This window comes from Sphingomonas citricola (genome assembly GCF_019429535.1).
Taxonomy (GTDB): Bacteria; Pseudomonadota; Alphaproteobacteria; order Sphingomonadales; family Sphingomonadaceae; genus Sphingomonas; species Sphingomonas citricola.
The window spans coordinates 151,918-174,463 of the sequence record NZ_JAHXZM010000001.1 but is presented as its reverse complement, the minus strand read 5'-3'; the positions used below and the strand labels follow the sequence as shown (position 1 = coordinate 174,463).

21 protein-coding genes are annotated in these 22,546 nt (G+C 65.8%); 11 read left to right on the top strand and 10 right to left on the bottom strand.

All coding sequences use genetic code 11. The features are described 5' to 3' along the window. Window positions 1-2: 2 nt before the first annotated feature. Window positions 3-986 (bottom strand): hypothetical protein, encoded by a 984-nt coding sequence (locus tag KZ810_RS00835; RefSeq protein ID WP_219767123.1) that lies wholly within the window; start codon window positions 984-986, stop codon window positions 3-5. Continuing rightward, complete coding sequence (locus KZ810_RS00830) at window positions 986-1,774, bottom strand: glycosyltransferase family A protein (RefSeq protein ID WP_219767122.1); 789 nt, start codon at window positions 1,772-1,774, stop codon at window positions 986-988. Before KZ810_RS00830 ends, KZ810_RS00835 begins: the two co-directional genes overlap by 1 nt. Before the next feature lie 51 nt (window positions 1,775-1,825). On the opposite strand from KZ810_RS00830, the gene KZ810_RS00825 reads away from it, so the two are divergent. The 4 genes from KZ810_RS00825 to KZ810_RS00810 all read left to right on the top strand — a co-directional run bounded on the left by KZ810_RS00825 (window position 1,826) and on the right by KZ810_RS00810 (window position 7,569). Continuing rightward, window positions 1,826-2,890, top strand: a complete 1,065-nt coding sequence (locus KZ810_RS00825; protein ID WP_219767121.1) for a glycosyltransferase — start codon at window positions 1,826-1,828, stop codon at window positions 2,888-2,890. After that, window positions 2,890-3,693, top strand: coding sequence for a glycosyltransferase family A protein (locus KZ810_RS00820; RefSeq protein WP_219767120.1), 804 nt, complete (start codon window positions 2,890-2,892; stop codon window positions 3,691-3,693). Before KZ810_RS00825 ends, KZ810_RS00820 begins: the two co-directional genes overlap by 1 nt. A gap of 62 nt (window positions 3,694-3,755) precedes the next feature. Then, window positions 3,756-6,335, top strand: coding sequence for an ATP-dependent chaperone ClpB (gene clpB, locus KZ810_RS00815; protein ID WP_219767119.1), 2,580 nt, complete (start codon window positions 3,756-3,758; stop codon window positions 6,333-6,335). A gap of 76 nt (window positions 6,336-6,411) precedes the next feature. Continuing rightward, a complete protein-coding gene (locus KZ810_RS00810) occupies window positions 6,412-7,569 on the top strand; it encodes an aspartyl/asparaginyl beta-hydroxylase domain-containing protein (RefSeq protein WP_219767118.1) in 1,158 nt (385 codons plus the stop codon). A gap of 26 nt (window positions 7,570-7,595) precedes the next feature. On the opposite strand, the gene KZ810_RS00805 is transcribed toward KZ810_RS00810, so the two are convergent. Both KZ810_RS00805 and KZ810_RS00800 read right to left on the bottom strand, forming a co-directional pair. Further along, complete coding sequence (locus KZ810_RS00805) at window positions 7,596-8,180, bottom strand: energy transducer TonB (RefSeq protein ID WP_219767117.1); 585 nt, start codon at window positions 8,178-8,180, stop codon at window positions 7,596-7,598. 84 nt (window positions 8,181-8,264) lie between these two features. Further along, on the bottom strand, window positions 8,265-9,647 hold the full coding sequence (locus KZ810_RS00800) for an aspartyl/asparaginyl beta-hydroxylase domain-containing protein (RefSeq protein WP_258044254.1): 1,383 nt from the start codon (window positions 9,645-9,647) through the stop codon (window positions 8,265-8,267). On the opposite strand from KZ810_RS00800, the gene KZ810_RS00795 reads away from it, so the two are divergent. Continuing rightward, window positions 9,627-10,655: a hypothetical protein gene (locus KZ810_RS00795; protein WP_219767116.1), complete on the top strand. Its 1,029-nt coding sequence runs from the start codon at window positions 9,627-9,629 to the stop codon at window positions 10,653-10,655. The two genes, KZ810_RS00800 and KZ810_RS00795, sit on opposite strands and share 21 nt — an antisense overlap. A 115-nt stretch (window positions 10,656-10,770) precedes the next feature. Here KZ810_RS00795 and KZ810_RS00790 read toward each other — a convergent pair whose 3' ends face one another. Beyond that, complete coding sequence (locus KZ810_RS00790) at window positions 10,771-13,914, bottom strand: TonB-dependent receptor domain-containing protein (protein WP_219767115.1); 3,144 nt, start codon at window positions 13,912-13,914, stop codon at window positions 10,771-10,773. Window positions 13,915-14,151: 237 nt separating this feature from the next. Between KZ810_RS00790 and KZ810_RS00785 the strand changes: the two genes are divergently transcribed. Continuing rightward, window positions 14,152-14,676, top strand: a complete 525-nt coding sequence (locus KZ810_RS00785) for a hypothetical protein (protein WP_219767114.1) — start codon at window positions 14,152-14,154, stop codon at window positions 14,674-14,676. 3 nt (window positions 14,677-14,679) lie between these two features. Here KZ810_RS00785 and KZ810_RS00780 read toward each other — a convergent pair whose 3' ends face one another. Then, entirely contained in the window at window positions 14,680-14,880 is a 201-nt protein-coding gene (locus KZ810_RS00780; protein ID WP_219767113.1) for a DUF2093 domain-containing protein, read from the bottom strand. A 14-nt stretch (window positions 14,881-14,894) separates the two neighbouring features. Beyond that, complete coding sequence (gene xseA, locus KZ810_RS00775; protein ID WP_219767112.1) at window positions 14,895-16,400, bottom strand: exodeoxyribonuclease VII large subunit; 1,506 nt, start codon at window positions 16,398-16,400, stop codon at window positions 14,895-14,897. Between xseA and purD the strand changes: the two genes are divergently transcribed. Genes purD through KZ810_RS00760 form a run of 3 tightly spaced genes read left to right on the top strand, consistent with a single transcriptional unit; the run spans window position 16,399 to window position 18,899 of the window. Then, window positions 16,399-17,691: a phosphoribosylamine--glycine ligase gene (gene purD, locus KZ810_RS00770; RefSeq protein WP_219767111.1), complete on the top strand. Its 1,293-nt coding sequence runs from the start codon at window positions 16,399-16,401 to the stop codon at window positions 17,689-17,691. The two genes, xseA and purD, sit on opposite strands and share 2 nt — an antisense overlap. Window positions 17,692-17,739: 48 nt before the next feature. Further along, window positions 17,740-18,447 carry a helix-hairpin-helix domain-containing protein gene (locus tag KZ810_RS00765; protein WP_219767110.1) on the top strand — a complete coding sequence of 236 codons (708 nt, stop codon included), beginning with the start codon at window positions 17,740-17,742 and terminating at the stop codon, window positions 18,445-18,447. Beyond that, window positions 18,444-18,899 (top strand): GreA/GreB family elongation factor, encoded by a 456-nt coding sequence (locus KZ810_RS00760; RefSeq protein ID WP_219767109.1) that lies wholly within the window; start codon window positions 18,444-18,446, stop codon window positions 18,897-18,899. The genes KZ810_RS00765 and KZ810_RS00760 overlap by 4 nt, the downstream gene beginning before the upstream one ends. A 15-nt stretch (window positions 18,900-18,914) precedes the next feature. Here the strand turns inward: KZ810_RS00760 and KZ810_RS00755 are convergent, their stop codons facing one another. Genes KZ810_RS00755 through ykgO form a run of 3 tightly spaced genes read right to left on the bottom strand, consistent with a single transcriptional unit; the run spans window position 18,915 to window position 20,601 of the window. Next, the gene (locus tag KZ810_RS00755) at window positions 18,915-19,805 is read right to left on the bottom strand and encodes an EamA family transporter (RefSeq protein ID WP_219767108.1); all 891 of its coding nucleotides are present in this window, start codon (window positions 19,803-19,805) and stop codon (window positions 18,915-18,917) included. A gap of 32 nt (window positions 19,806-19,837) precedes the next feature. Then, window positions 19,838-20,449 (bottom strand): HAD family hydrolase, encoded by a 612-nt coding sequence (locus KZ810_RS00750; protein WP_219767107.1) that lies wholly within the window; start codon window positions 20,447-20,449, stop codon window positions 19,838-19,840. A gap of 26 nt (window positions 20,450-20,475) precedes the next feature. Then, window positions 20,476-20,601 carry a type B 50S ribosomal protein L36 gene (gene ykgO, locus KZ810_RS00745; RefSeq protein WP_003046794.1) on the bottom strand — a complete coding sequence of 42 codons (126 nt, stop codon included), beginning with the start codon at window positions 20,599-20,601 and terminating at the stop codon, window positions 20,476-20,478. Window positions 20,602-20,784: 183 nt separating this feature from the next. Between ykgO and KZ810_RS00740 the strand changes: the two genes are divergently transcribed. Next, window positions 20,785-21,387 (top strand): hypothetical protein, encoded by a 603-nt coding sequence (locus KZ810_RS00740; protein ID WP_219767106.1) that lies wholly within the window; start codon window positions 20,785-20,787, stop codon window positions 21,385-21,387. A 13-nt stretch (window positions 21,388-21,400) separates the two neighbouring features. After that, complete coding sequence (locus KZ810_RS00735; RefSeq protein WP_219767105.1) at window positions 21,401-22,513, top strand: M14 family metallopeptidase; 1,113 nt, start codon at window positions 21,401-21,403, stop codon at window positions 22,511-22,513. The last annotated feature ends 33 nt before the right edge of the window (window positions 22,514-22,546 follow it).

Sequence of the window (22,546 nt, the reverse complement as noted above, 5' to 3'; positions counted from 1 at the left end):
GATCAGGCCGTACCGGGGATCCGCGCGTCCTCGTCGGCCTCGTCCACCTCCTCCATCTCGCGCGCGTCGAGCTTGGGCGGCTGCGCGATGAACGAGGTGATGATGAAGAAGCCGAGGTTCATCGCCTGCGTCAGCGCGCCGCCCGCGAGCAGCAGCCCCGCCATCGCCGCACGTGGCCCCGCGATCGTGTTGCTCATCTCCAGCCCCGCGCTCAGGAACAGCAGATCGCGATTGGGAATGATCGGCAGGCGGGAGATCACCATCTGCGCGGTCAGAAAGACGAGCCAGGTCGACCAGCGCTCGGCCGGCAGCACTACCGCCCATTGCGTCGCCTGGAGCAGCACCACCACTGTCGTGCGCGAGACGTGGATGCCGAGCACGCTGACCGCCTGCCCGCCCGTCAGCGCGATCAGGTGACGCCGCAACCGGTAGAGCACCGGCACGACGAACACGGCGGCGAGGACGCCCGCGACCACCAGCGCGGGGCCGGGATGGAGCCAGTCCATGATCCGCCGCGCATTGCCGGTGGCGGCGAACAGCACCAGCAGCGCTGCGGTGACGAGCCCTGAGGACACCGCGGACAGGATCGCATTGTCTTTGAGCGCGACGAGGATGCGCTTGGTCTTCAACCCGAAACTGCGCTTCAGCCAGATCGCGAACATCAGCTCGCCGGAATAGCCGACCAGCGTGCTGTTGTAGACGCGCTTGCGGATCAGCACCGGGAAGGCGCGCGGCAGTCTTTGCCGAAACACGATGCGGTAGATCACCGTCTCGGACGCGGGCAGGATCAGGAAGTTGACGAAGAACAGGATGTAGAACAGCGGGTTGGTCGGCAGCGACCCCGCGACCTGCCGCCACCCGATCGCGCGCACCTTGAGCACCAGCCAGGTGAACATCGCGGCGAAGAACAAGATGCGCAGCGCGACCGCGACGCGTTTCGCATCCTCGGTTCCCGCCCAGACTCGCGCGCGCTCGACGAGCGTCATCAGAACAGCCCGAGCGCGCGCGAGTGCGCGAAAAAGGCGTCGAACGATGCCCGCTGCCTCGGCGTCAGCCGAAAGCGCGAGTAATCCGCGGTCCGCCCGAGCAGGCGACGGACGCCCCATTCGAAGCGGTCGCGCGGGGTGAGCGCGATGCGCTTCTCGAAATGCGCGCGCTCCCACGTGTTACCGCCGTGGAAGCAGCGGATCAGCAGCGCCGCCTCATCCGCATCCAGCAGCGTGAACCCGAGCGGCCGCCACGCGTCACGGTAGGTACTGTCCTCGCCGCGGCGTTCGAGCGGGTAGCGGATGTCGTCGCGGCGGCGGTGCAGGATCGTGCTCGGCACGCCGCCCTGGAACCAGCCGATATACGGCCGCTCGACCCACTCGGGCTCGGCCAGATGCATGAGCGCGACCGGGCACCAGCACGCGGCCTTGTTACCCAGCACCACGATCTGCCGCGCCAGCCGTTCGGGGTCGAACCAGTCGTCGTCGTCCCATTGCGCAATCAGGTCACCGCGCGCGAGATCGAGCGACAGGTTGCGCAGCGCACCGAGCGTCGTGGCCGGATCCTTGACCAGGCGATGGTGGATCAGCCGGTCGGCGGGCACGCGCGCCAGTAACGGGGCGTAATCCTGCGTGCCGTCGTCGACCACGACGAGTTCACGATTGGGATAGGTCTGCGCGAGGAAGCAGTCGACCGAGCGTTCGGCCAGGTGCATCCGGTCCGCGGTAACCATCAGGCAGGAGATGCGGGGCCCCTCGTCCGCGAACGGCTGGCCGGCGGGCTTCACGCCATCGTCCTAGGCAGCACGGAAGCATGCTGGTATCCGCCGCGCCTTGCCATGACACGCATCGTCTTCGTTCTTTCCTACCCGACGTATCACAGCGTCGCCGACCCGGCCGAATGGCTGCGATGGGACAACCGCGACCGCCGGATGCCCGCGCTCCTATCGGCGCTCGGCGCGGATGTCGAGTTGTGGGGTGTCGGTCACGAAAACGGCATCCTGCGCTGCGATCCCGATGTCGGCGCACCCTATACGCTGCGGCTGTTCGCCCGCGACGGCGGTGGTGCGAAATCGCGCGATCACTACAGCGACGCGATGGTCGACGCCGCGCGTACCGACACCGCCGACCTGTTCGTCGTCATCGGCACTAACGGCGGCGCGGGCTATCGTCTGTTCGACCGTGTGCTGAAACCCGATGCGCGGGCGTTCGCGGTGATCATCGGCGGCGACTATTGGAGCCGGCTGATCCCGCATGCCGCGATGGTCTTCACCGAATCGGAACTGCAGGAACGCACGCTCGCGCGACCGCGGGTGCCGTGGCGCGCGGCGATCCCCTATGCGCGGATGGAGCGGCTGCCCAAGTCGATTGACACCGAACGCTTCCGCCCCGTGATGGGCGAGCGCCGCCGCGACGTGATCGCGGTCAGCCGGCTGACGCGGTGGAAAAGCTTCTCCGAGGTCGGTGCACTCTCGGTCGAGCACCGCGTCGCGGTTGCGGGCGGCGGACCCGATGCGGAAGCGCTGTCGAAGCGCTATCCCGAGATCGACTGGCTCGGCCACGTCCCCAATGCCGCAGTGCCCGCGCTGCTGAGTTCGGCTGCGCTTTATTTTCATGCCGGACGACGCGATTATTTTCCGCGCGCGATTGTCGAGGCGATGGCGTGCGGGCGCCCGGTGGTCGCCTTCGCCGACCGAATCAGCGCCGACGTGCTGCCGGCCAATTGCGGATTGCGCGTGACCAACCGCAATTACCGCAAGGAGGTCGCCTCATTGCTCGCTGATCCGACGCGACTGGCGGCGATGGGATTGATGGCGCGCGCGCACGCGCTGGCGACGCACGGGCTACGATCGAGCGAGCCCGCCTGCGAGACGCTGCTGCGACTTGCGCGAGGAGATGCGTGATGACCCCCGAGCGTACAGGCGCGTGGACGGTAGTGATGGCTTATTACAATGAGGCCGACTACCTCACAGCGACGCTGCGCAGTCTCGATGCGCAGACGCTCAAGCCCTTCCGCCTGATCCTGGTCGACAATGCGTCGAGCGACGGCTCGGCCGCGCTCGCGCGCGCAGAGGCGGCGGCGATGCGTGACGTCGAGGTGATCCACCTGTTCGCGGAACAGCCCGGCAAGATTCACGCGCTGGAGGTCGCCAACCCGCACATCACGACGGAATTCGTTGCCTTCACCGACGCCGACACCTTTTACCCGCCGCACTATCTTGCAACCGCGCAGATGGCGTTCGTCGAGGGCGGCGCGCGCGTCGCCGCGGTGATGGCGACCGACGTGACCGACCCCGCGGACGGCCCGGCCGCACTCGCCAAGCGCCGCCACAACCAGCGCGTCAGCCGGCTATGGCCGAAGCAGACGCACACCGGCGGCTACGGCCAGTGTTTCCGCGCGGCGGCCTATGTCGCCGCGGGTGGCTATGCCCACCACCATTGGCCGTACGTGCTGATGGATCACGAGATCATGGAGCGCGTGCTGCGCCACGGCGACGCGGCCTATCCTTATGATCTGTGGTGCATCCCCTCGCCCCGACGCGCCGATCGTCGCCGCGTGCGCTGGACGCTCGCCGAACGGCTGCTCTACCATTTCACCCCGCACGCGGCGAAGGATTGGTATTTCTATCGTTTCCTCGGCCCACGCCTCGCGCGACGCCGGCTGACCCATCTCAACCTGCGCGAGAAGACGTGGATTGACGCCTGAGGTGCACACTTGTGTTGCCCGAATATCACACCATCTAGTCGGCAATACAGCAGGGGATTTTCATGAACCTCGACAAGTTTACCGACCGCGCGCAGGGCTTCCTCCAGTCCGCGCGCACCGTCGCGATCCGCATGAACCATCAGCAGATCGCGCCCGAACATCTGTTGAAGGCGCTGCTCGAGGATGAGCAGGGCATGGCCGCCGGGCTGATCGCACGCGCCGGCGGTGACGCGCGCCGCGCGACTGCCGACACCGACGCTGCGCTCGCGCGCATCCCCGCGGTCAGCGGCTCGGGCGCGCAGACCCCGCCGGGGCTCGGCACTGACACCGTGCGCGTGCTCGACCAGGCCGAGGAGATCGCGAAAAAAGCGGGCGATAGCTATGTCACGGTCGAGCGGATGCTGGTCGCGCTCGCGCTGTCGCTTAACACCGCGGCGGGCAAGGCGCTACAGGCCGCGGGTGTCCGCGCCGACGCGCTCAACAGCGCAATCAACGAGCTGCGCGGCGGCCGTACCGCCGACACGCAGAGCGCGGAGGACCGTTACGACGCGCTCAAGAAATTCGCGCGCGACCTGACGCAGGCGGCGCGTGACGGCAAGCTCGACCCGGTGATCGGCCGCGACGAGGAAATCCGCCGCACGATCCAGATCCTCGCGCGCCGCACGAAGAACAACCCCGCGCTGATCGGCGAACCCGGCGTCGGCAAGACCGCGATCGCGGAAGGGCTCGCGCTGCGCATCGCCAACGGCGACGTGCCCGACACGCTCAAGGACCGCCGCCTGATGGCGCTCGACATGGGCGCACTGATCGCGGGCGCGAAATACCGCGGCGAGTTCGAGGAGCGGTTGAAGGGCGTGCTCGACGAGGTGCGCCAGGCCGAGGGCGACATCATCCTGTTCATCGACGAGATGCACACGCTGATTGGCGCGGGCAAGTCGGAGGGCGCGATGGACGCGGGCAACCTCCTGAAACCCGCGCTCGCGCGCGGAGAGCTCCACTGCGTCGGCGCAACCACGCTCGACGAATATCGCAAGCACGTCGAAAAGGACCCTGCACTCCAGCGGCGTTTCCAGCCCGTCTTCGTCGGCGAGCCGACGGTCGAGGATACGATCTCGATCCTGCGTGGATTGAAGGACAAGTACGAGATGCACCACGGCGTGCGCATCACCGACGGTGCGCTCGTTTCGGCCGCGACGCTGTCGAACCGTTACATCACCGACCGTTTCCTGCCCGACAAGGCGATCGACCTGATGGACGAGGCCGCCAGCCGGATCCGGATGGAGGTGGAGTCGAAGCCCGAGGAGATTGAGTCGCTCGATCGCCGCATCCTGCGCCTGAAGATCGAGCGCGAGGGGCTGCGCCGCGAATCGGACGAGGCATCGCGCGACCGCTTCGCCAATCTCGAGGAGGAGCTCGCCAATCTCGAACAACAGTCGGCCGAGCTGACGACTCGCTGGCAGGCGGAAAAGGACAAGATCGCGGGCGAGGCGAAGCTGAAGGAACAGCTCGATGCCGCGCGGTTGGAGCTCGAACAGGCGCAGCGCCAGGGTGACCTGGCGAAGGCGGGCGAGCTGTCCTACGGGCGCATCCCCGCGCTCGAGCGGCAGCTCGCGGAGGCGCAGGCGACGACGCAGGGCGCGATGCTGCGCGAGGAAGTGACCGCCGATGATATCGCCGGTGTCGTCAGCCGCTGGACCGGAGTGCCGGTCGAGCGGATGCTGGCGGGCGAGCGCGAGAAGCTGCTGCGCATGGAGGAGGTTCTGGGCAAGCGCGTGATCGGTCAGGCCGACGCGGTGCGCGCCGTCTCCACCGCGGTGCGCCGCGCGCGCGCCGGATTGCAGGATCCCAACCGCCCACTCGGCTCCTTCCTGTTCCTGGGGCCGACCGGCGTCGGCAAGACCGAGCTGACCAAAAGCCTCGCCGAATTCCTCTTCGACGATCCGAACGCGATGGTGCGGATCGACATGAGCGAGTTCATGGAAAAGCACGCGGTGTCGCGGCTGATCGGTGCCCCCCCGGGCTATGTCGGATACGAGGAAGGCGGCGTGCTGACCGAGGCGGTCAGGCGGCGGCCGTATCAGGTCGTGTTGTTCGACGAGGTCGAAAAGGCACACGGCGACGTCTTCAACGTGCTGCTGCAAGTCCTCGACGACGGTCGGCTGACCGATGGTCAGGGCCGTACGGTCGATTTCAGCAACACGCTGATCATCCTGACCTCGAATCTCGGATCGCAATTCCTCGCCAACATGCCCGAGGACGCCGCGGTCGAGAGCGTCGAGCCGCAGGTGATGGACGTCGTGCGCGCGCACTTCCGGCCGGAATTCCTCAACCGGCTGGACGAGATCATCCTGTTCCACCGGCTGGGTCAGGCGCACATGGGACCGATCGTCGACATCCAGGTGTCGCGTGTCGGCAAGCTGCTCGCCGATCGCAAGGTGACGCTCGACCTGACCGACGCCGCGCGCGCGTGGCTGGGCCGCGTCGGTTACGATCCGGTCTATGGCGCAAGGCCGCTCAAACGCGCGGTTCAGCGTTACCTGCAGGACCCGCTCGCCGACCTGATCCTGCGTGGGGAAGTGAAGGACGGCGCGACCGTCCACGTCGACGAAGGTGATGGGCGGCTGGCTTTGTCGGCGGGGTGATGGGGCGCGTCTAAACGTTGTGCATCGCTGTGTCGCCCAGTAGCGTGGCGACACAGCGGCAACGGATCATGGACACTTGACCGATCAGTGGGCACGTGAGGCCATCACAGCCTTGCAACGCGGCGACCGAGTAACGGCTCGGCAGCGCGTCGATGCGCTTCGTGGGGCGATCAATCCCGCAACGCCTTGGTTGATCATTGGCCAGATCGAACAGGCGCTAGGTGACACGCCGGGTGCAATCGACGCGTTCGAGCGGCAGTTGCAAATGACACCGCGCGATCTGCCGACCCTGCTGGTAACGGCAGCATTGAAAGAACAACTGGGGGATGAACGGGGCGCGCTGACATTTTACCGGGCGGCATTGAATGTTGCGGCTCAGCCAGGCTTCCGCGCACCATCCGCGCTATCGCAGCGTCTGCACGTCGCGCAGACGTTTGTCACCGCAGCGAGTCAGCGCTTCGCCGCTCACCTAGATCAGGCGATCAGTGCCAACGGCTTGGCAGCCGGCCCAAGCGGGGCACGTCTACGCGAGGCATTGGACCTGCTGATGGGGCGGCATGACATATACGCTCAGCAGCCATCGATGTTCTATTTTCCGGGGCTGGCGCAGCGCGCGTTCTTTGAGCGCGAAGAGTTCGAATGGATACCGGCAGCCGAGGCGCTGGTGCCAGAGATGCAGCGCGAAGTCGCCGCAATGATGGCAACTAGCGGGTCCTTCTCACCATATGTTCAGACGCAGAATGGCAGTCCGCCGCCTGCCAATCCGTTGCTCGACGACCCAAGCTGGAGCGCATTGTACCTTTGGCAAGGCGGCGCTCCGGTCGAGCCGAATGCGTCGCGCTGTCCTGCGACGATGCAAGCGCTCGCGCATGCGCCGATGCCGATTATTGCCAAACGTTCTCCGATGGCGCTGTTTTCACTCCTCCGACCCGGCACACACATTCGCCCACATCATGGCTTGTTGAACACGCGATTGATCTGTCACGTCCCGCTGATCGCACCGCCCGACTGCATGCTGCGCGTCGGTGCGCATCAACGCACGTGGGAAGAGGGGCGAACGCTGATCTTTGACGATTCAATCGAACATGAAGCGTGGAACAACGGCAACGCGACCCGCGTCGTCTTGCTATTCGAAATCTGGCGACCGGACATCTCGATTGAAGAACGCGTAGCGCTCACCGACATCTTCACTTCGATCGACGATTATCAAGGAAGAGTGGTGGACAACGGATAGTCACAGGACCAATGAGGACGGCGCTATCATTCATAGTTTTGGAAGCCTGGTTTATATTCACGCAATTGCTGCTGCGTTGCGGCCAGCTCCCGATCCCAGTCAGATTTTGACAAACAAACTCGTGTCGCGGTGACCAGCGAACCAGTGGTCGACTGACGCTTACAGATCATCCGCTCGCCCGTCTTGCCACCAGTGGATTTGCCACTAGCGATTGGTGTTGTGGCACTCGCAGTTACCGCCTCGGCGGGCGCTCCGCGACCACTCGGGAGACGCCAGACGACCGTGCCGTCCTGCGCGTGTTGTACTCGACGACCATCCGCGGAAAGAAAAGGCTTGGTTCGGCCGTAAGCCAACAGCATCGCGCAACTTGCCCGATCGAGCGACGGAAACCCGCTTGATTTTGTGACTTCGCAGTCAATCATCTTACCGTTCCGGTCGGTGTGCACAGCGACCCCCACGGTTCCCTCTTCCTTCCGTGCAAGCGCATCCGGGGGATAAGAACTGAACATGATCCGGTCCTGATCGCGCCGCATCTGCGGGACGTTATCCTGTGCTCCCGCCGGTAGTGCAGAAACCAAAAGCGTCGCTGACACGAGAACCCGTGCGTACATCACTCACTCCCCCTGGGGTCATGTTCTCAGGCGAACGATATGCAAATCCAGCTCGGCGGCAACTGCTATCATTTACGATGGGGATCAATCGCTCACGCTCGGCATCTGTTCGCCGATCGTTTCGAACAATCGTCTTATCATGTCGCGTTCCAACGGGGTCAGATGGGGGTTCCAAACATCGAAGATAAGCACCGCACGGACTTCTTCGCTCTCGTTCCATGCTTCGTGCTCGATCGTATCGTCGAACGCCATTGCGGTGCCAACTTGCCACTCGCGGGTTTCTCCACCTACACGCAGGCCGCATCGGTCCGGCACGATCAACGGCAGGTGAACAATAGCGCGAACGTTACTGACCCCACTATGTGGCGGCAGGCGCGTTCCAGGTTTCAGAACTGAGAAGAAGGCTGTGGGCGCCTTCTGGTAGAGTTCGGCACGCGGAACAGCCTCCAACGCTGCCGCAGTTCGGGGGCACCGGGCACAAACCTCATCGTCACGCTGCCCATAACGCCACAAGTAACGTGCGCTCCACTGCGGTGATCCATCAAGCGGTGTCCAGCGTCCCACAGGGCTGCCAGGCGCCATGTCGACATACGGGGCAAAGCCAGAGTCGGGCGCAGCAAGCAGTGTTTCCAGCTCCGCACGAATAGCGTCGGTTTCAGCCTCGATCGCGGGCATCCATGGAAAGTTAGCTCGATCGAAAAACTCGTCGGCGGGTAGAAACGGGAAGTGCAGCCCGTGGCATTCATTGTTGTAAATGCGCCGCCGACCGAGCATCGCATCAACACAGGCGTCGACGCGCCTCTGCTCGCTCGCCGTTGCACCGTCGCGCTGCGCAGATAATGCCCTGTCAATCAATGTGCCAAGCCTTGCGCTTTGGCCGGCTAGGCGCTGACGTGCCTTTGCCAATATGTCATCAAGCTGAGGTGACCGCGGTTTGATTGAGCCAAGCATCAGCGAGAGCCCGTGCCATCGGGTGATTGCGGCCGCCTCCCGCCCGGAGCGATCCAGAAGTTCCGCGAGGCGGAAGTTGGCCATGATGTTGCGTTGATCAAGTGCCAGCGTCGCTTCTAGGGCTCGTTGCTCACCCTGCTCATCGCCGTTTTTTCGATGCGCGGTCGCGAGATTCAGGTGGAGTGGGACCGCCTGGGGATCGGCAATGATCGCTCGTTCAAACCAGTCGACTGCGGCGGCATCGTTTTGGGATAATGCAATCATACCGAGTGCATTGAGCGCGATGGGTTGATCCGGTGCCAATTCCAGGACGCGCCAGTACAGCGTCGTCGCTTGTGACATGTTACCCGACCGCTGAGCGGCAGCGGCGGTGCGAAGCATGCCGGCAATGTCAGGCTCGGCGATCCGATGTGTGGCCATTGCGGTAATATGCCGGATCGGATTGATCTGTGCAAACGATCGCTTTCGGCATTCTTGCCGGCTACCTATTTCCTCATGACTACCAATCTCGACCAATTCGTGCGTTCGACCATTTCACAGGCAGAGTGGCTCGTGCATCGCTACGATGCGCCGCGCGACGCTTTTCAAATGATACAGGTAGACCGGGCAACTCGCGCCGGCATTCCATTCCTGGTCGACGAACATCTCGGCACGCCCTCTTTACGTGCATTCCGTCGTGCCGATCTTCCCGCGTGTTCGACTGCACCAATGCACTTCATCTTTCACTCGGCTTATTGCTGCTCAACATTGTTGGCGCGCTCGCTCGACGTTCCAGGTGTTGCGACGACGTTGAAAGAACCGCAGGTATTGAACGACATGGTGGGGTGGCGGCATCGCGGCGCCACACCCGCGCAAATCCGCCCCGTACTGGATCAGTCTCTAGCGCTCCTCGCCCGACCGTTCGAGGATGCAGAAAGCGTCATCGTCAAACCCTCGAACGTGGTGAACGCACTGATCGGGGGAATGCTGTCATTACGAACCGACGCTCATGCGTTGCTGATGTACGCACCACTTCCCGTGTTCGTCGCTTCCATCGCTCGCAAAGGCATGTGGGGCCGCTTGTGGGTGCGAGACTTGCTGAAAAAGCAACTCGCAGACGGCATTGTCGATCTGGGTTTCTCGCCCGGAGACTATTTGCTGCATACCGACCTGCAAGCGGCGGCGGTCGGATGGTTGGCGCAACAAGCGTTATTTACACGACTGGCGACCGCGATGCCACATCGTGTTCGACTGCTAAGTAGTGAGGTACTCGTTTCGCAACCCGCGCGGAGCATCGATGCCGTCGCGAAGCTGTTCGGGCTACGGCTTGAAGAAAAGAGTGTGGCCGCACTCGTTGCTGATAATTTCACCCGTGACGCGAAGACCGGCGCGGCATTCGAGGTCGGCCGCCGCAGCCAAGATCAAGCAGATGGTCTGGCGCTCCACCGCGACGAGATCGAGAAGGTAGTCGTCTGGGCGCACGCCGTAGCGGAGGCGGCTGGGGTCGCAATCGCCCCACCCGCCGCTTTGCATCTGTCGCTCTGACGCCCGCCAAAGCGCGCCAAAGCACTATAGCTTTCACGGGGATTTCGTTTTCGGCCGCCGAACGAAAAAGGGCGCACCTTGCGGCGCGCCCTTCTCCACCAATAATGTTCGCGAATTAGAATTTAAGACGGGCACCCACGGCGAACTTACGACCGAGCGGGTCGTAGGTCGACGGGAAGGTGTTTCCGCCGTTGTAGGTCGTCGAACCGACCGTACCGCCCACGGTCGGCGGGCTCTTGTCGAGCAGGTTCTGCACCGTGATGGTGAATTCGAGCGTGTCAGATGCCGAGAAGCGCGTGGCAAGATCGAAATAATGACGCGCGCCAATCCGGCGGAACGGCGAGTCGATCAAGCATGCACCACCGCCATTGGCAACCGCGTCACCAGCGTCGGTCGTGTAGTTCGGGCAACCTTGCTGCGCCACCGGCAGCAGCACCCCCGCTGCGTTCCGGTTCGCCGCTTCCGCCGCTGCGATGTCGTCGGCGAGCTGTTGCGGCTCGAGGCGCATCGGGCTGATGAAGCGCCACAGCAGCGAGATGTCCGCCCGACCAAGCGACAAGGTGGTGCGCTGATTGAACGAGAACTCCGGCTGTAGTGAACCGCAGTTGACGCTGTAATAACCGGTGCACTCGCGGTTCAGCGAGGTCGGGGTCGCCTGGAACTTGGACTGTTCGGTCCAGTTGCCCACGAAGCTGAGGTTCAGCGCTGCGTCTTCGCCAAACAGCTGACCCAGACGGGTCCGGTAGCTGACGTTGACGTCGATGCCCGAGGTCAGGATCGTACCCAGGTTCGACAGCGGCGAAAACAGACCAGTGGTCGTTGCGGGATCGCCATCGAGGCCGCCCGTGATCGGGTTACGTCCGATAACGGTGCAGGCTGCGCTCGTTGCTGCATTGGCGGGCGGGTTCGTCGGCGACGAGCCGAAGCATGCCGCGATCAGATCGGCCGGGGTCGGACTGCTGACGGCACCGCTTACCTTGATATGGTAATAGTCGGCCGATGCGGTGAAACCACGGAAGAAGCTCGGCGTCACCACCGCACCGAAGGTGTACGACTTGGCGATTTCCGGACGAAGCGCCGGATTACCGCCGCCGGTCACCGCCGCCTGGCCACCGGTCGGATTGTTGATGAAGCCGATTGTCGCGGCCGGTGCACCCTGTGCGAGACACACGGCACGCAGGTTGGCGTTGTTGACGGGGTTCGCGCCTGCGCAGGGATCAACGCCCAGGTTGGTCAACCCGGTCGAGATTGGCGAGAACAGTTCACCGATGTTCGGCGCGCGCGCCGCACGCTGGTAGGTACCGCGCAACTTCAGGTCGCTGATCGGCGCCCAGCTGCCACCGGCCTTCCATGTCGTGGTGTTGAAGGTCGGGTTGCCCTGCGCGTCGACCTTGTAGTGCGACTGGCGAATGCCGGCTTCAAGCTGGAGGTTCTGGAAGAACGGGCGGTCGGTAACCAGCGGGGCAACGATTTCGCCGAAGCCCTCGACCACGTCGTAGCCACCACGGATGTTGGGTGCGGCGCCGCCGGCACCGCCGAGTTCACCCGCAGTCTGCGCGAGCGTATCCGCCTGCTGGCGTGCGCCATACTTGCGATACTCGGCACCGACCGCAATGTTGATGTGCGAGTCGCTGAACGGCGAGCCGAATCCGATGTCACCATTGATAACACCGCGTGCCTGACCGAGCGTGGTCTCAACGACAGTGGTGCTGGCCGCAGTCAGGAAGTTTGCCATCTGCTGCGTGATCGACCCTGCCGGACCGAAGACGTTGAGCGGAACGCAACCGTTGGTGTCGGTCAAGCAGGTGGTGGTGTTGGTAGCGAGCAGCGCCTGGCGTGCGCGCGACAGCAGCACATAACCACCAATGTTCTGGGTGTTGCGGCTGCGACCATAGGAGCCCGACAGGTCGAACCCGATGCCGCTGGTGATGTCACCGCGAATACCACCGCGGAAATCGAAGATCTGGGTGTTGTATGCGCTGGTACGCGGACCCGCCTCGACCGTGCGACGACGCAGGCCGAAGTTGAACGTGCGGTAGTTCGGATCAGTCGGGCTGGTCGCCACGGCTGCGGCAGCGCACTGCGCGGCCGTTAGCGTCTGGTTGCCCGCAACCGCCGTATTCGTGTCCGCGTTGGCGCACAGGTAATTGCGCTGCGCAGCGCTCAAGAACGGGTTGCTGACCGGCACCGAGACCGCCGAACCAAACACACCCGACGGCGCGATGATCGTGGTGACCGTGTTGTCGGAGAACAAGCCGCGCGCGTAGACGGTGATATTGTCTGCAACGTCGTAGTGACCCGCGCCGTACATGTTGTAGCGCTTAAACGGTACCTGGAACACGTTGTCCGGGTTGAAATTGAACGGTGCGTAATAGTTCTGAATGCCAGCGCCGTCTGCCGACACCTGTTGAGCAGGGCGCCCGCCACCGATGTCAAAGCGCGACGGAGTCGTCGTCGACGAACCTTGACCAGCGGTGTACGTGCGATCGTACGACTCAAGCGTCACTTGCGAATTCGGACGATCGTTGCCGCCGAAATATACCGGATCCGATTCTTGGTAACCCAGGCTGAGCACCACGTTGCCGCGGCCGTCGTCGAGATTTGCGCCGAGCGTCAGATCGCCGCGGAAGAAGTTACCGTCACCCCGCTCAGTGATCTGCTCGGAAGCGTTGAGCTCCATACCCGTGAAGTCGCTGCGGGTGATGAAGTTGATCACGCCTGCGACGGCGTCCGCACCGTAGGTCGAGCTTGCGCCACCGGTTAGGTTGTCGACTCGCTCCACGAGCGCGAGCGGAATGTTGTTGAGGTCGACCTGGCCGCCGAGACCAGCAGGTGCGATGCGCGAGCCGTCAAGCAGGACGAGATTTCGGTTGGAACCGAGGCCGCGAAGGTTGACGAACGACGCGCCGCCGTTGCCGTTGTTGACCTGACTGCCGATGCTGGGAACGACGCCCGGGATGGTGCGCAGCACTTCTTCCGCGACGTTGGTCTGGCGAAGCTGCAGCTCCTCTTGACCGATCACACCCACCGGCGACGATGAGATGACGTTCGGATCGCGGATCAGCGTGCCGGTGACGACGATATCGCCCTCTGCAGTCGGCGTGTTGGGCGTGCCGGCAGCCGGCGCGATGCCGACTTCGCCCTGCGCGTTCGCGTTGGGCGTCGGCTCGTTGTTCTGCGCGAGAGCCGGCGTCGAGAGCGATACAGCTCCGAGCAGCAGCGTCGACGCGAGCAGGCGGGTACGGAATGTAGCCGTCATCTAGTCTTTACCCCTTTTGACCCCCCAGCTTGCCGCGCTGGGTGAATCGGATTGTCACGGCAACGACAAGTTACCGGATAATCCGGTTTTACGTGCGCCGGTAACAATCACAATGATGATGCAAAGCGACTAATCACTTTCGTATAAGCTGTCACATAAACAGCACATATTTGATTACCGCCTTGTGTTATTATGACAGTCTTGCTGTGCTAAATTTGAAAAAGGAGCTTTAAATCGATGACTTATGGAACCGCCGTTCGGCTGGCGATTGCTTGTTCGGTGATGGGACAAACCGCGGTCTGCGCCGCCGAGCAGCGGGATGACGTCACGCGAACAATGGACGCCCTGAACGCCTGCCGCACGCTCACCGAGGATTCAAAACGCCTCGCGTGCTTTGACCGCGCCGCTAAAGCAATTCTCACCGCGCGAGAGGACGGATCGCTTCTGGTTCTTGACAAGGCAAAGGTCGTCGAACGCCGTCGCGCCCGCTTTGGTCTGGGATCGGACGGGGCAGCACTAGGCGATGCAGCCGATCAGGCGACGGCCGTTCGCGAGCTCACGTCGACGATTCGGAGCGTGGGAGGCGCGCAATACTCACGCTTCAACCTCACATTGGCGGACGGGTCGGTATGGCAAACCGTGGAAAATCCCCGCTTCGAACCGCAAGTTGGCGCTGCTATCACGATCAAGGCTGGCGCGTTGGGTTCTTATAAGGCATCAATCGCAGGGGGAACCTCGATCAAGGTCAAACGGGTGCGCTAACCCCTACCGCGGGCGCATCGCCGCGCTGGCGAGGTCGGCGGTCGCGAAGGGGCGTTGGCCGGCGACGTCCCAGTAGCGCAAGTCGTCGAGCGCGATCGGCACGCCCGAGGCGGCGCAGACGACGTGGTCGCCGGTGCTGAGCACGCGAAAGCCGTTGGCCATGTAGTGGAGCTTGGCGGGGCGGTTGGTGTTCGACATGAGCATCGCTGGGTGTTCCGTCAGAGAAGGGTCGGCTGGTCGGGCTTCGGCGCGTCGGCCGCCGGCTTGCGGCGGATCTGGGGGCGCGGCGAGGGTTCCTCAACCATCCCCCCGCCCGTTACCGGCCCCGTCCCCGTCACGTTCACGTCGACGGCTTCCTTGTGGCGGAAGCGGAGCGTCAGCGCGCCCGCCTCGCGCGCCGCGGCGGCGGTGGTGACCGTCGCGCCGTCGCGCGTCGTCACGCGCGCGTAGCCGCGTTCGAGGATGCGGTCGGGGTTGAGGCTTTCCACCAGCCGGCCGACATCGGCGAGACGGCGGCGTGCCGCCTCGAGCCGGCGGTCGAGCGTCGCGGGACGGATCGCGCCCGCGACGCGGTCGAGCGCGCCGCGACCGCGCGTCACCCGGCGTTCGAGCGCGCGATCGGCGCGGATCGCGGCCTCGTCCATCCGCTGTCGCTGGGGGCCGAGCAGGCGGTCGCGCGAGGGCAGCAGCCGGGCGAGCGCGGTCAGTCGCTCACGCCCGCGCTCGACGTGGCGGTTGGCGCAGCGTGCAGTACGCGCGCCCATCGCGTCGAGCGTGTAGCGCAGGTCGGCGAGCACCGGCACCGCGATCTCCGCCGCCGCGGTGGGGGTGGGCGCGCGCAGATCGGCGGCATGGTCGCACAAGGTCGTGTCGGTTTCGTGCCCGACCGCGGAAATGATCGGGATCGAGCAGGCGGCGACCGCGCGAACGACGGGTTCCTCGTTGAACGCCCACAAATCTTCGATCGACCCGCCGCCGCGCGCGACGATGACGAGGTCCGGTCGCGGGATCGGCGAAGCCTGATCCCGCGACCCGGCCGACGTGCCGCGCACGTCCGACGTCGCGGCGTCACCCCTGGGCAGTGCGTCGAACCCGCGGATCGCGGCGGCGATCTCCTCCGCCGCGCCCTGCCCCTGCACCTTGACCGGCCAGACGACGACGTGCGTCGGGCAGCGGTCCTCCAGCCGGTGAAGGATGTCGCGGATCACCGCGCCGGTGCCCGAGGTGACGACGCCGATGACGCGCGGCATGAACGGCAGCGCCCGGCGCGCGCGCGACTTTGCGAACAGCCCCTCGGCGTCGAAGCGCGCCTTGTTGCGCTCGAGCAGCGCCATCAGCGCGCCCGCGCCGGCGAGCTCCATGCGCTCGATGATGATCTGGTATTTGGAGCGCCCCGGATAGGTCGTCAGCCGCCCGGTCGCGATCACCTCGACGCCGTCCTCGGGACGGAAGGCGAGCGATGCGCTGTTGCCCTTCCACATCACGCCGTCGATTACCGCGCTGTCGTCCTTCAGCGCCAGATACGAGTGGCCGGAGGCGACACGCTTGTAGCCCGAGATCTCGCCGCGCAGACGGACGTAGCCGAACTCGCCCTCGACCATCCGCTTCAGCCGGCCCGACAGTTCGCCGACCGACAGCGCCATCGCATTGTCGCCAGGGACCGCCTCGGCTACCAGCCGCCCTGCCGCAGCGTCCGATGACGTATCGAAAAGGGGGTCGGCCATGAATATCCTGTTGATCGGGTCGGGCGGCCGCGAGCACGCGCTGGCGTGGCGGCTGGCGCAGTCACCCCGCCTCGATACGCTGTTCGCCGCGCCGGGCAACCCCGGGATCGCTGCCCACGCGACCATCGTCGATCTCGACCCCGCCGATCACCGCGCGGTGATCGACTTCGTGCGGCGGCAGCAGATCGGGCTGGTCGTGGTCGGCCCCGAGGCGCCGCTGGTCGAGGGGCTGGCCGACAATGTCCGCGCAATCGGCGTGCCGGTGTTCGGTCCGGGCCGCGAGGCCGCGCGGCTGGAAGGGTCGAAGGGGTTCACCAAGGATTTGTGCGCGCGCGTCGGCATCCCCACCGCACGCTATTTCCGCGTCACCTCGCGCGACGGCGCGCTCGCCTGTCTCGACGATTTCGCTGGTGACGGCACGTGCCGCTGCGTCATCAAGGCCGACGGCCTCGCCGCGGGCAAGGGCGTGACCGTCGCGATGTCGCGCGACGAGGCCGAGGCGGCGATCCGCGATCTGTTCGCGTCCGGCCCCGCGGAGGCGGTGATCGAGGAATTCCTGGAGGGCGAGGAAGCCAGCCTGTTCGTGCTGAGCGACGGCACCAGCAGCGCGTCGTTCGGCTCGGCCCAGGACCACAAGCGCGTCGGCGACGGCGACACGGGTGCGAACACCGGCGGCATGGGCGCCTATTCCCCCGCCGCGTGCCTGTCGGCGGAGGACGAGGAGCGCGCGCTGGGCGAGATCGTCCGCCCGACGATCGACGCGCTGGCGGCGGCGGGCAGTCCGTACGTCGGCGTGCTCTACGCCGGGCTGATGCTGACCGCGGACGGTCCCAAGCTGATCGAATACAACGTCCGGTTCGGCGATCCCGAATGTCAGGTGCTGATGGCGCGGTTCGACGGCGATCTGGTCGAGGTCCTGCTCGCGGTGGCGGAGGGGCGGCTGGCCGACCTGCCCACGCCGCGGTTCCGCGACGAGGTGGCGCTGACGGTCGTGATGGCGGCGCGCGGCTATCCCGGCACGCCCGAGACCGGCGGCCCGATCGGTGGCATCGCACATGCCGAGGCGGGCGGCGCGCGCGTGTTCCAGGCGGGCACGCGGATGCAGGACGGTGAACTGGTGTCGAGCGGCGGGCGCGTGCTCGCGGTCACCGCGACGGGCGACAGCGTCCGCGCGGCGCAGGCGGCGGCCTATGCCGCGGTCGACCGCATCGATTTCCCGACCGGTTTCTGCCGCCGCGACATCGGCTGGCGCGAGGTCGCGCGCGAGGACAACAGCACGCATCGCGCTTGAGGACACTCCGCGCGCGCTCTACGTTCTCGCCTTATGGGCAATTATTCGATGATACCGTTCTCGCAGGATAACCTCCTTGTGCTGGTCGCGCTCGGACTGGTGGCGCTGCTCGCGCTGCTGACGATCGTGGGCATGATCAAGGGCGCGCGGCTGAAGAGCGCGCGCCGCGCGGCCGAGAAGGAAGAAGAAGCGCGGATCAAGGAGCTGCGCGACGACGGGGTCGAGGAGCGCGAGTTGGATGCCGGTGGCGGTTCCTTCGCCGACGCGCCGCGGTCGACCGCCGCCTCGACGCTGGCGCCCGAGGGACAGCAGACGACCGACCGTCGCGAGACGCCTGTCGCGGAGCCCGCGATCAAGCCGGCGATCGCAGAGCCCGCGGCACCGCGCGACGAAGCCGCCAAGGAGCCGACGCTGGCGGACGAACCGATTCCCGCCACCGCGCCGCTCAACGCCGCCCCCGCGAGTGCGGCCGCCGACATCGCCGCCGCCCCTGCCGGTACCGATCCGGCGCCGGGTGGCGGTTCGATCACGCAATTGAAGGGGCTGGGCCCGAAGATCGCGACGCGACTGGGCGAGCTTGGCATCACGCAGGTCGATCAGCTCGCGTGGCTCGACGATCAGGAAGCGGCCGACCTCGATGCGCAGTTGGGTGCGTTCCAGGGACGGATGGAGCGCGACCGCTGGCGCGAGCAGGCGCGTTTCCTCGCGCAAGGGGATCGCGCGGGGTACGAGGCGCAATTCGGCAAACTCGGATGAGCGTCGCGTTTCGCCGCGAGAGCGACGACGAACATCTCGAGCCGACGTTCGAGCTGCCGCTGCCGCCAGGGCCCAATCTGGTCACGGCGCGCGGGCGGGCGCTGATCGAGGAACGGATCGCCGCACTAGAAGCCGAGATTGCGGCGACCGAGGAGGTCGAGGCGGTCAAGAAGCTGCGCCGTGATCTGCGCTACTGGCAGACGCGGCGCGCGACTGCGGTCGAGACGCGCCCGCGCGACGACGGGGCGGTCGGGTTCGGCAATCGCGTCACCTTCGTGCTTCTCGGCCGGGAGCGCCAGGTGACACTGGTCGGCGACGACGAGGCCGACCCGGCGGCGGGGACGATCGCCTTTTCCGCCCCGCTCGCGCGCGCATTGATGGGCGCGGAGGCGGGCGAGCTGGTCGCGTTCAACGGCCGCGACGATGCGATCGAGGTGACTTCGGTCGAATAAGTCGGCGCCGCCGCGTTACGCTCCCGCCCCGCGCCGCCACGCGATGCGCCCCGCGAGTGGCCACAGGATGTTGAGCGCGAGCCCACCGAGGACGAGCGCGCCGGCCCCAAGCTTCCACCCCGGCAGCGGCTCGCCCAGCAACAGCGCGCTCGCGCCCATGCCGAACACCGGCACCAGCATCGCCATCGGCGTGATCGTCGCTGCGGGATGCCGCGCCAGCAGCCAGCCCCAGGCGGCATAGCCGAACAACGAGTTGCCGAGCGATTGCCACACTACGGCGCCCCAGGTCGCGGGCGTCGCGTGTGCCAGCGCGGTCGCGATCGGGTACCATCCCTCCAGCAGCAGCGCCGCGAGCAGCAGCGGCGGCACCGCGAACATGCTCGACCAGACGACGAAGGCGAGCATGTCGGTCACCCCGCTCGCCTTCGCGACGTGATTGCCGCCCGCCCAGCTGAGCGCGGCAGCGATGACGAGCGCGAGCCCGAGCGGCGTCGCTGCCCCGCCCCCGTGCGCGACGATCACACCGATCCCCGCGGTCGCCATGACGAGCGCCAGCACCTGCACCGGCTTCACGCGCTCGCCACGCAGCGCCATCGCGAGCGCGATGGTGAAGAACACCTGCGATTGGACGACGAGGCTCGCGAGGCCGGGCGAGATCAAACCGTCCATCGCGATGAACAGCAGTCCGAACTGCCCCGCCCCGATCAGGACACCGTAACTCGCCAGATCACGCCAGCGCACGCGCGGGCGCCGGATGAACAGGGCAGCGGGCAGGAACGCGAGCGTGAAGCGCAGCGCGGCGAAGGCGAGCGGCGGTAATTGCTCGAGCGCGACGCGGATGACGACGAAATTCGTGCCCCACACGATCACGACCGCGAGGCCGAGCAGCAGGTGGCGCAGCGGCACGTGCGCGGCGCCCGCCGTCGCCGCGGGCTGGCTCAGCGCAATAGCCCCAGTTCGGTCAGCTCGGCGCGCAAGGTCGCGGCGTCGTGGAAATGATGCGCGCGGATGCCGAGCGCGCGCGCGCCGGCGATGTTCGCGGTATTGTCGTCGACGAAGATCGTCTCGCCCGCCGCGACGCCGAACCGGCGGAGCGCAAGGTGATAGATAGCGGCGTCGGGCTTCACCAGCTTCTCGTCGCCCGAGACGACGATGTCGCGGAAACGATCGAACATCGCCGCCTCGCGCGCACGGAAGGGTGCGAAGAACTCGCCGGAGAAATTGGTGATCGCGAACAGCGGTACACCGGTCGCGTCAAGCTCGTCGACGATTGCCGGCATGCCCGCGATCGGACCCGGGATCTGTTCGGAAAAGCGCGGTCCCCAGGCGCGGATCATCGCCGCGTGCTCGGGATATTGCGCGATCAGTTCGGCCGAGGTTTCGGCGAACGGGCGTCCCGCATCATGCTGGAAATGCCATTCGCGTGTCGCGACGTCGCGCAGGAACACGTCGAGCGCCCGTTCGTCGTCGAACAAGCGCTCGTACAGGACGCGCGGGTCCCAGTCGTAGAGGACATGCCCGACATCGAAGATCACCGACGTGACGGGCATGACCCTGGATCAACCTGCGGGGCGAATCAGCCCTGGCGTGCCTTGAAGCGGCGGTTGGTCTTGTTGATGACGTAGGTACGGCCGCGGCGACGGATCACGCGGTTGTCGCGGTGCCGGTCCTTGAGCGACTTCAAGCTGTTGCGGATCTTCATGGTGCGCCTTTACGGGTCGTGTTCGAGTGAAAGCAGGAAAGCGCGCCGCCTAGTGAACCCGGCCCGCGAAGTCAACCGCGCGGCTGTTGCACCCGTGCATCCCCCGCGATGCACCGGTCGGGAGCCTGTGCGCGGTTGCGGCGTTACAATATCGAAACGACCCTTTCCAGGAGTGAAGGCCTTATGCGCGCCCTACCCCTCGCCGCCCTCGCAGCAACCGTCATGGTATCGGCCTGTGCCACGGGGCCGCAGCGTTTTCCCGTGTCGGCGACGCGGTTCCATTATGACCCGGTGACGCAGCGCGGGACGATCGCGGTCGAGCCGCTGGCCGGACCCACGTCGCCGAGCATCGAATACAAGACCTATGCCGCGGCAGTGCAGAGCGAGTTGTTGCGCCAGGGCTTCACCAATCCCGCGCCGGGCGCGACCGCGCAATATATCGCGACGGTCGGCTTCACGCGCGCACCGCAATCGCTACCGCGCCGGCGTTCACCGATCTCGATCGGGCTGGGCGGCGGCGTCGGTAGCGGCGGCTGGCGCAGCGGTGGCGGGGTCGGCGCGGGCGTCGGCTTCCCGGTCGGTGGCGGTGGCGGCGGCGAAGGCGTGGTGACCGAGCTGTCGGTGCGCATCCGCAAGGGTCCCGACGCGATCTGGGAAGGCCAGGCGCAATCGCTGACCGACACCAGCGCCCCGACCGCGGACAGCGCCTCGATCGCGCAGCGGCTCGCGTCAGCACTCTTCACCGGTTTCCCCGGCGAATCGGGTCGCACGATCGAGGTGAAGTAAGTAGGCAAGTCGCATGACCTTATCGATCAATGCAGCCTTTGACGGCGGCAACATCCGCGTTGTCGCCGTCCACGATACCCGCGTCGACCTGGAGATCGTGCGCGATCACCAGTCCGACTTCTTCCAATGGTTCTACTTCCGCGCCGCCGGACTCGAGGGTCGCACCACCTTCCGCATCCTGAACGCCGGGCTGTCGGCCTATCCGTTCGGCTGGCCGGGGTACAAGACGCGGGCGTCGACCGACCTGATCGAGTGGCGGATGATCGACACGCGCTACGTCGACGGCGTGCTGGAGTTCGACTGGGACGGTGATGCCGGCGGCGATCTGGCCTGGTTCGCCTATTTCGCGCCCTATACGATGGAGATGCACGCGCATTTGGTGGCACGCATCGCCGCGCGGCCCGGTGTCACCCACCGCGAGCTCGGCCAGACGCTCGACGGGCAGGCGATCGATTATTTCCGCGTCGGGACGGGTGAGAAGCAGGTGTGGCTCTACGGCCGCCAGCACCCGGGCGAGTCGATGACCGAATGGTGGATGGAAGGCGCGCTCGACTGGCTGACGAGCGAGGCGGCGCAGCCGCTGCTGTCGAAAGCGACGGTCCACGTTGTGCCCAACATGAACCCTGACGGGACGCGGCGCGGACACCTGCGCACCAATGCCGCGGGCGTGAACCTCAACCGCGAATGGCACGCACCCAGCGCCGAGCGCAGTCCCGAGGTGTTGTGCGTGCTCGCCGAGATGGACCGGACCGGTGTCACCTTCGCGATGGACGTTCACGGTGACGAGGCGATCGCGGCGAATTTCATCGCGGGGTTCGAAGGCATCCCGTCGTGGACCGACGCGCACGGCGACAAATTCTACGATTTTGGTCGGCGCCTCGCCGCGCACACGCCCGATTTCCAGACCGAGCTCGGTTACGACAAGTCGCCCGCGGGCAAGGCCAATCTGTCGATGTCGACCAACCAGCTCGCCGAGCGGTTCGGCGCGGTGTCGGTGACGCTGGAGATGCCGTTCAAGGACCACGACCCCAACCCCGACGCTGAGTTCGGCTGGAGCCCCGAGCGGTCGAAACGGCTGGGCGTATCGTGCCTGGAAGTCCTGTCGGAGATGATCGACGGGTTGTGAGTGACAGGCTTCCCTCCCCGACCGGGAGGGGAG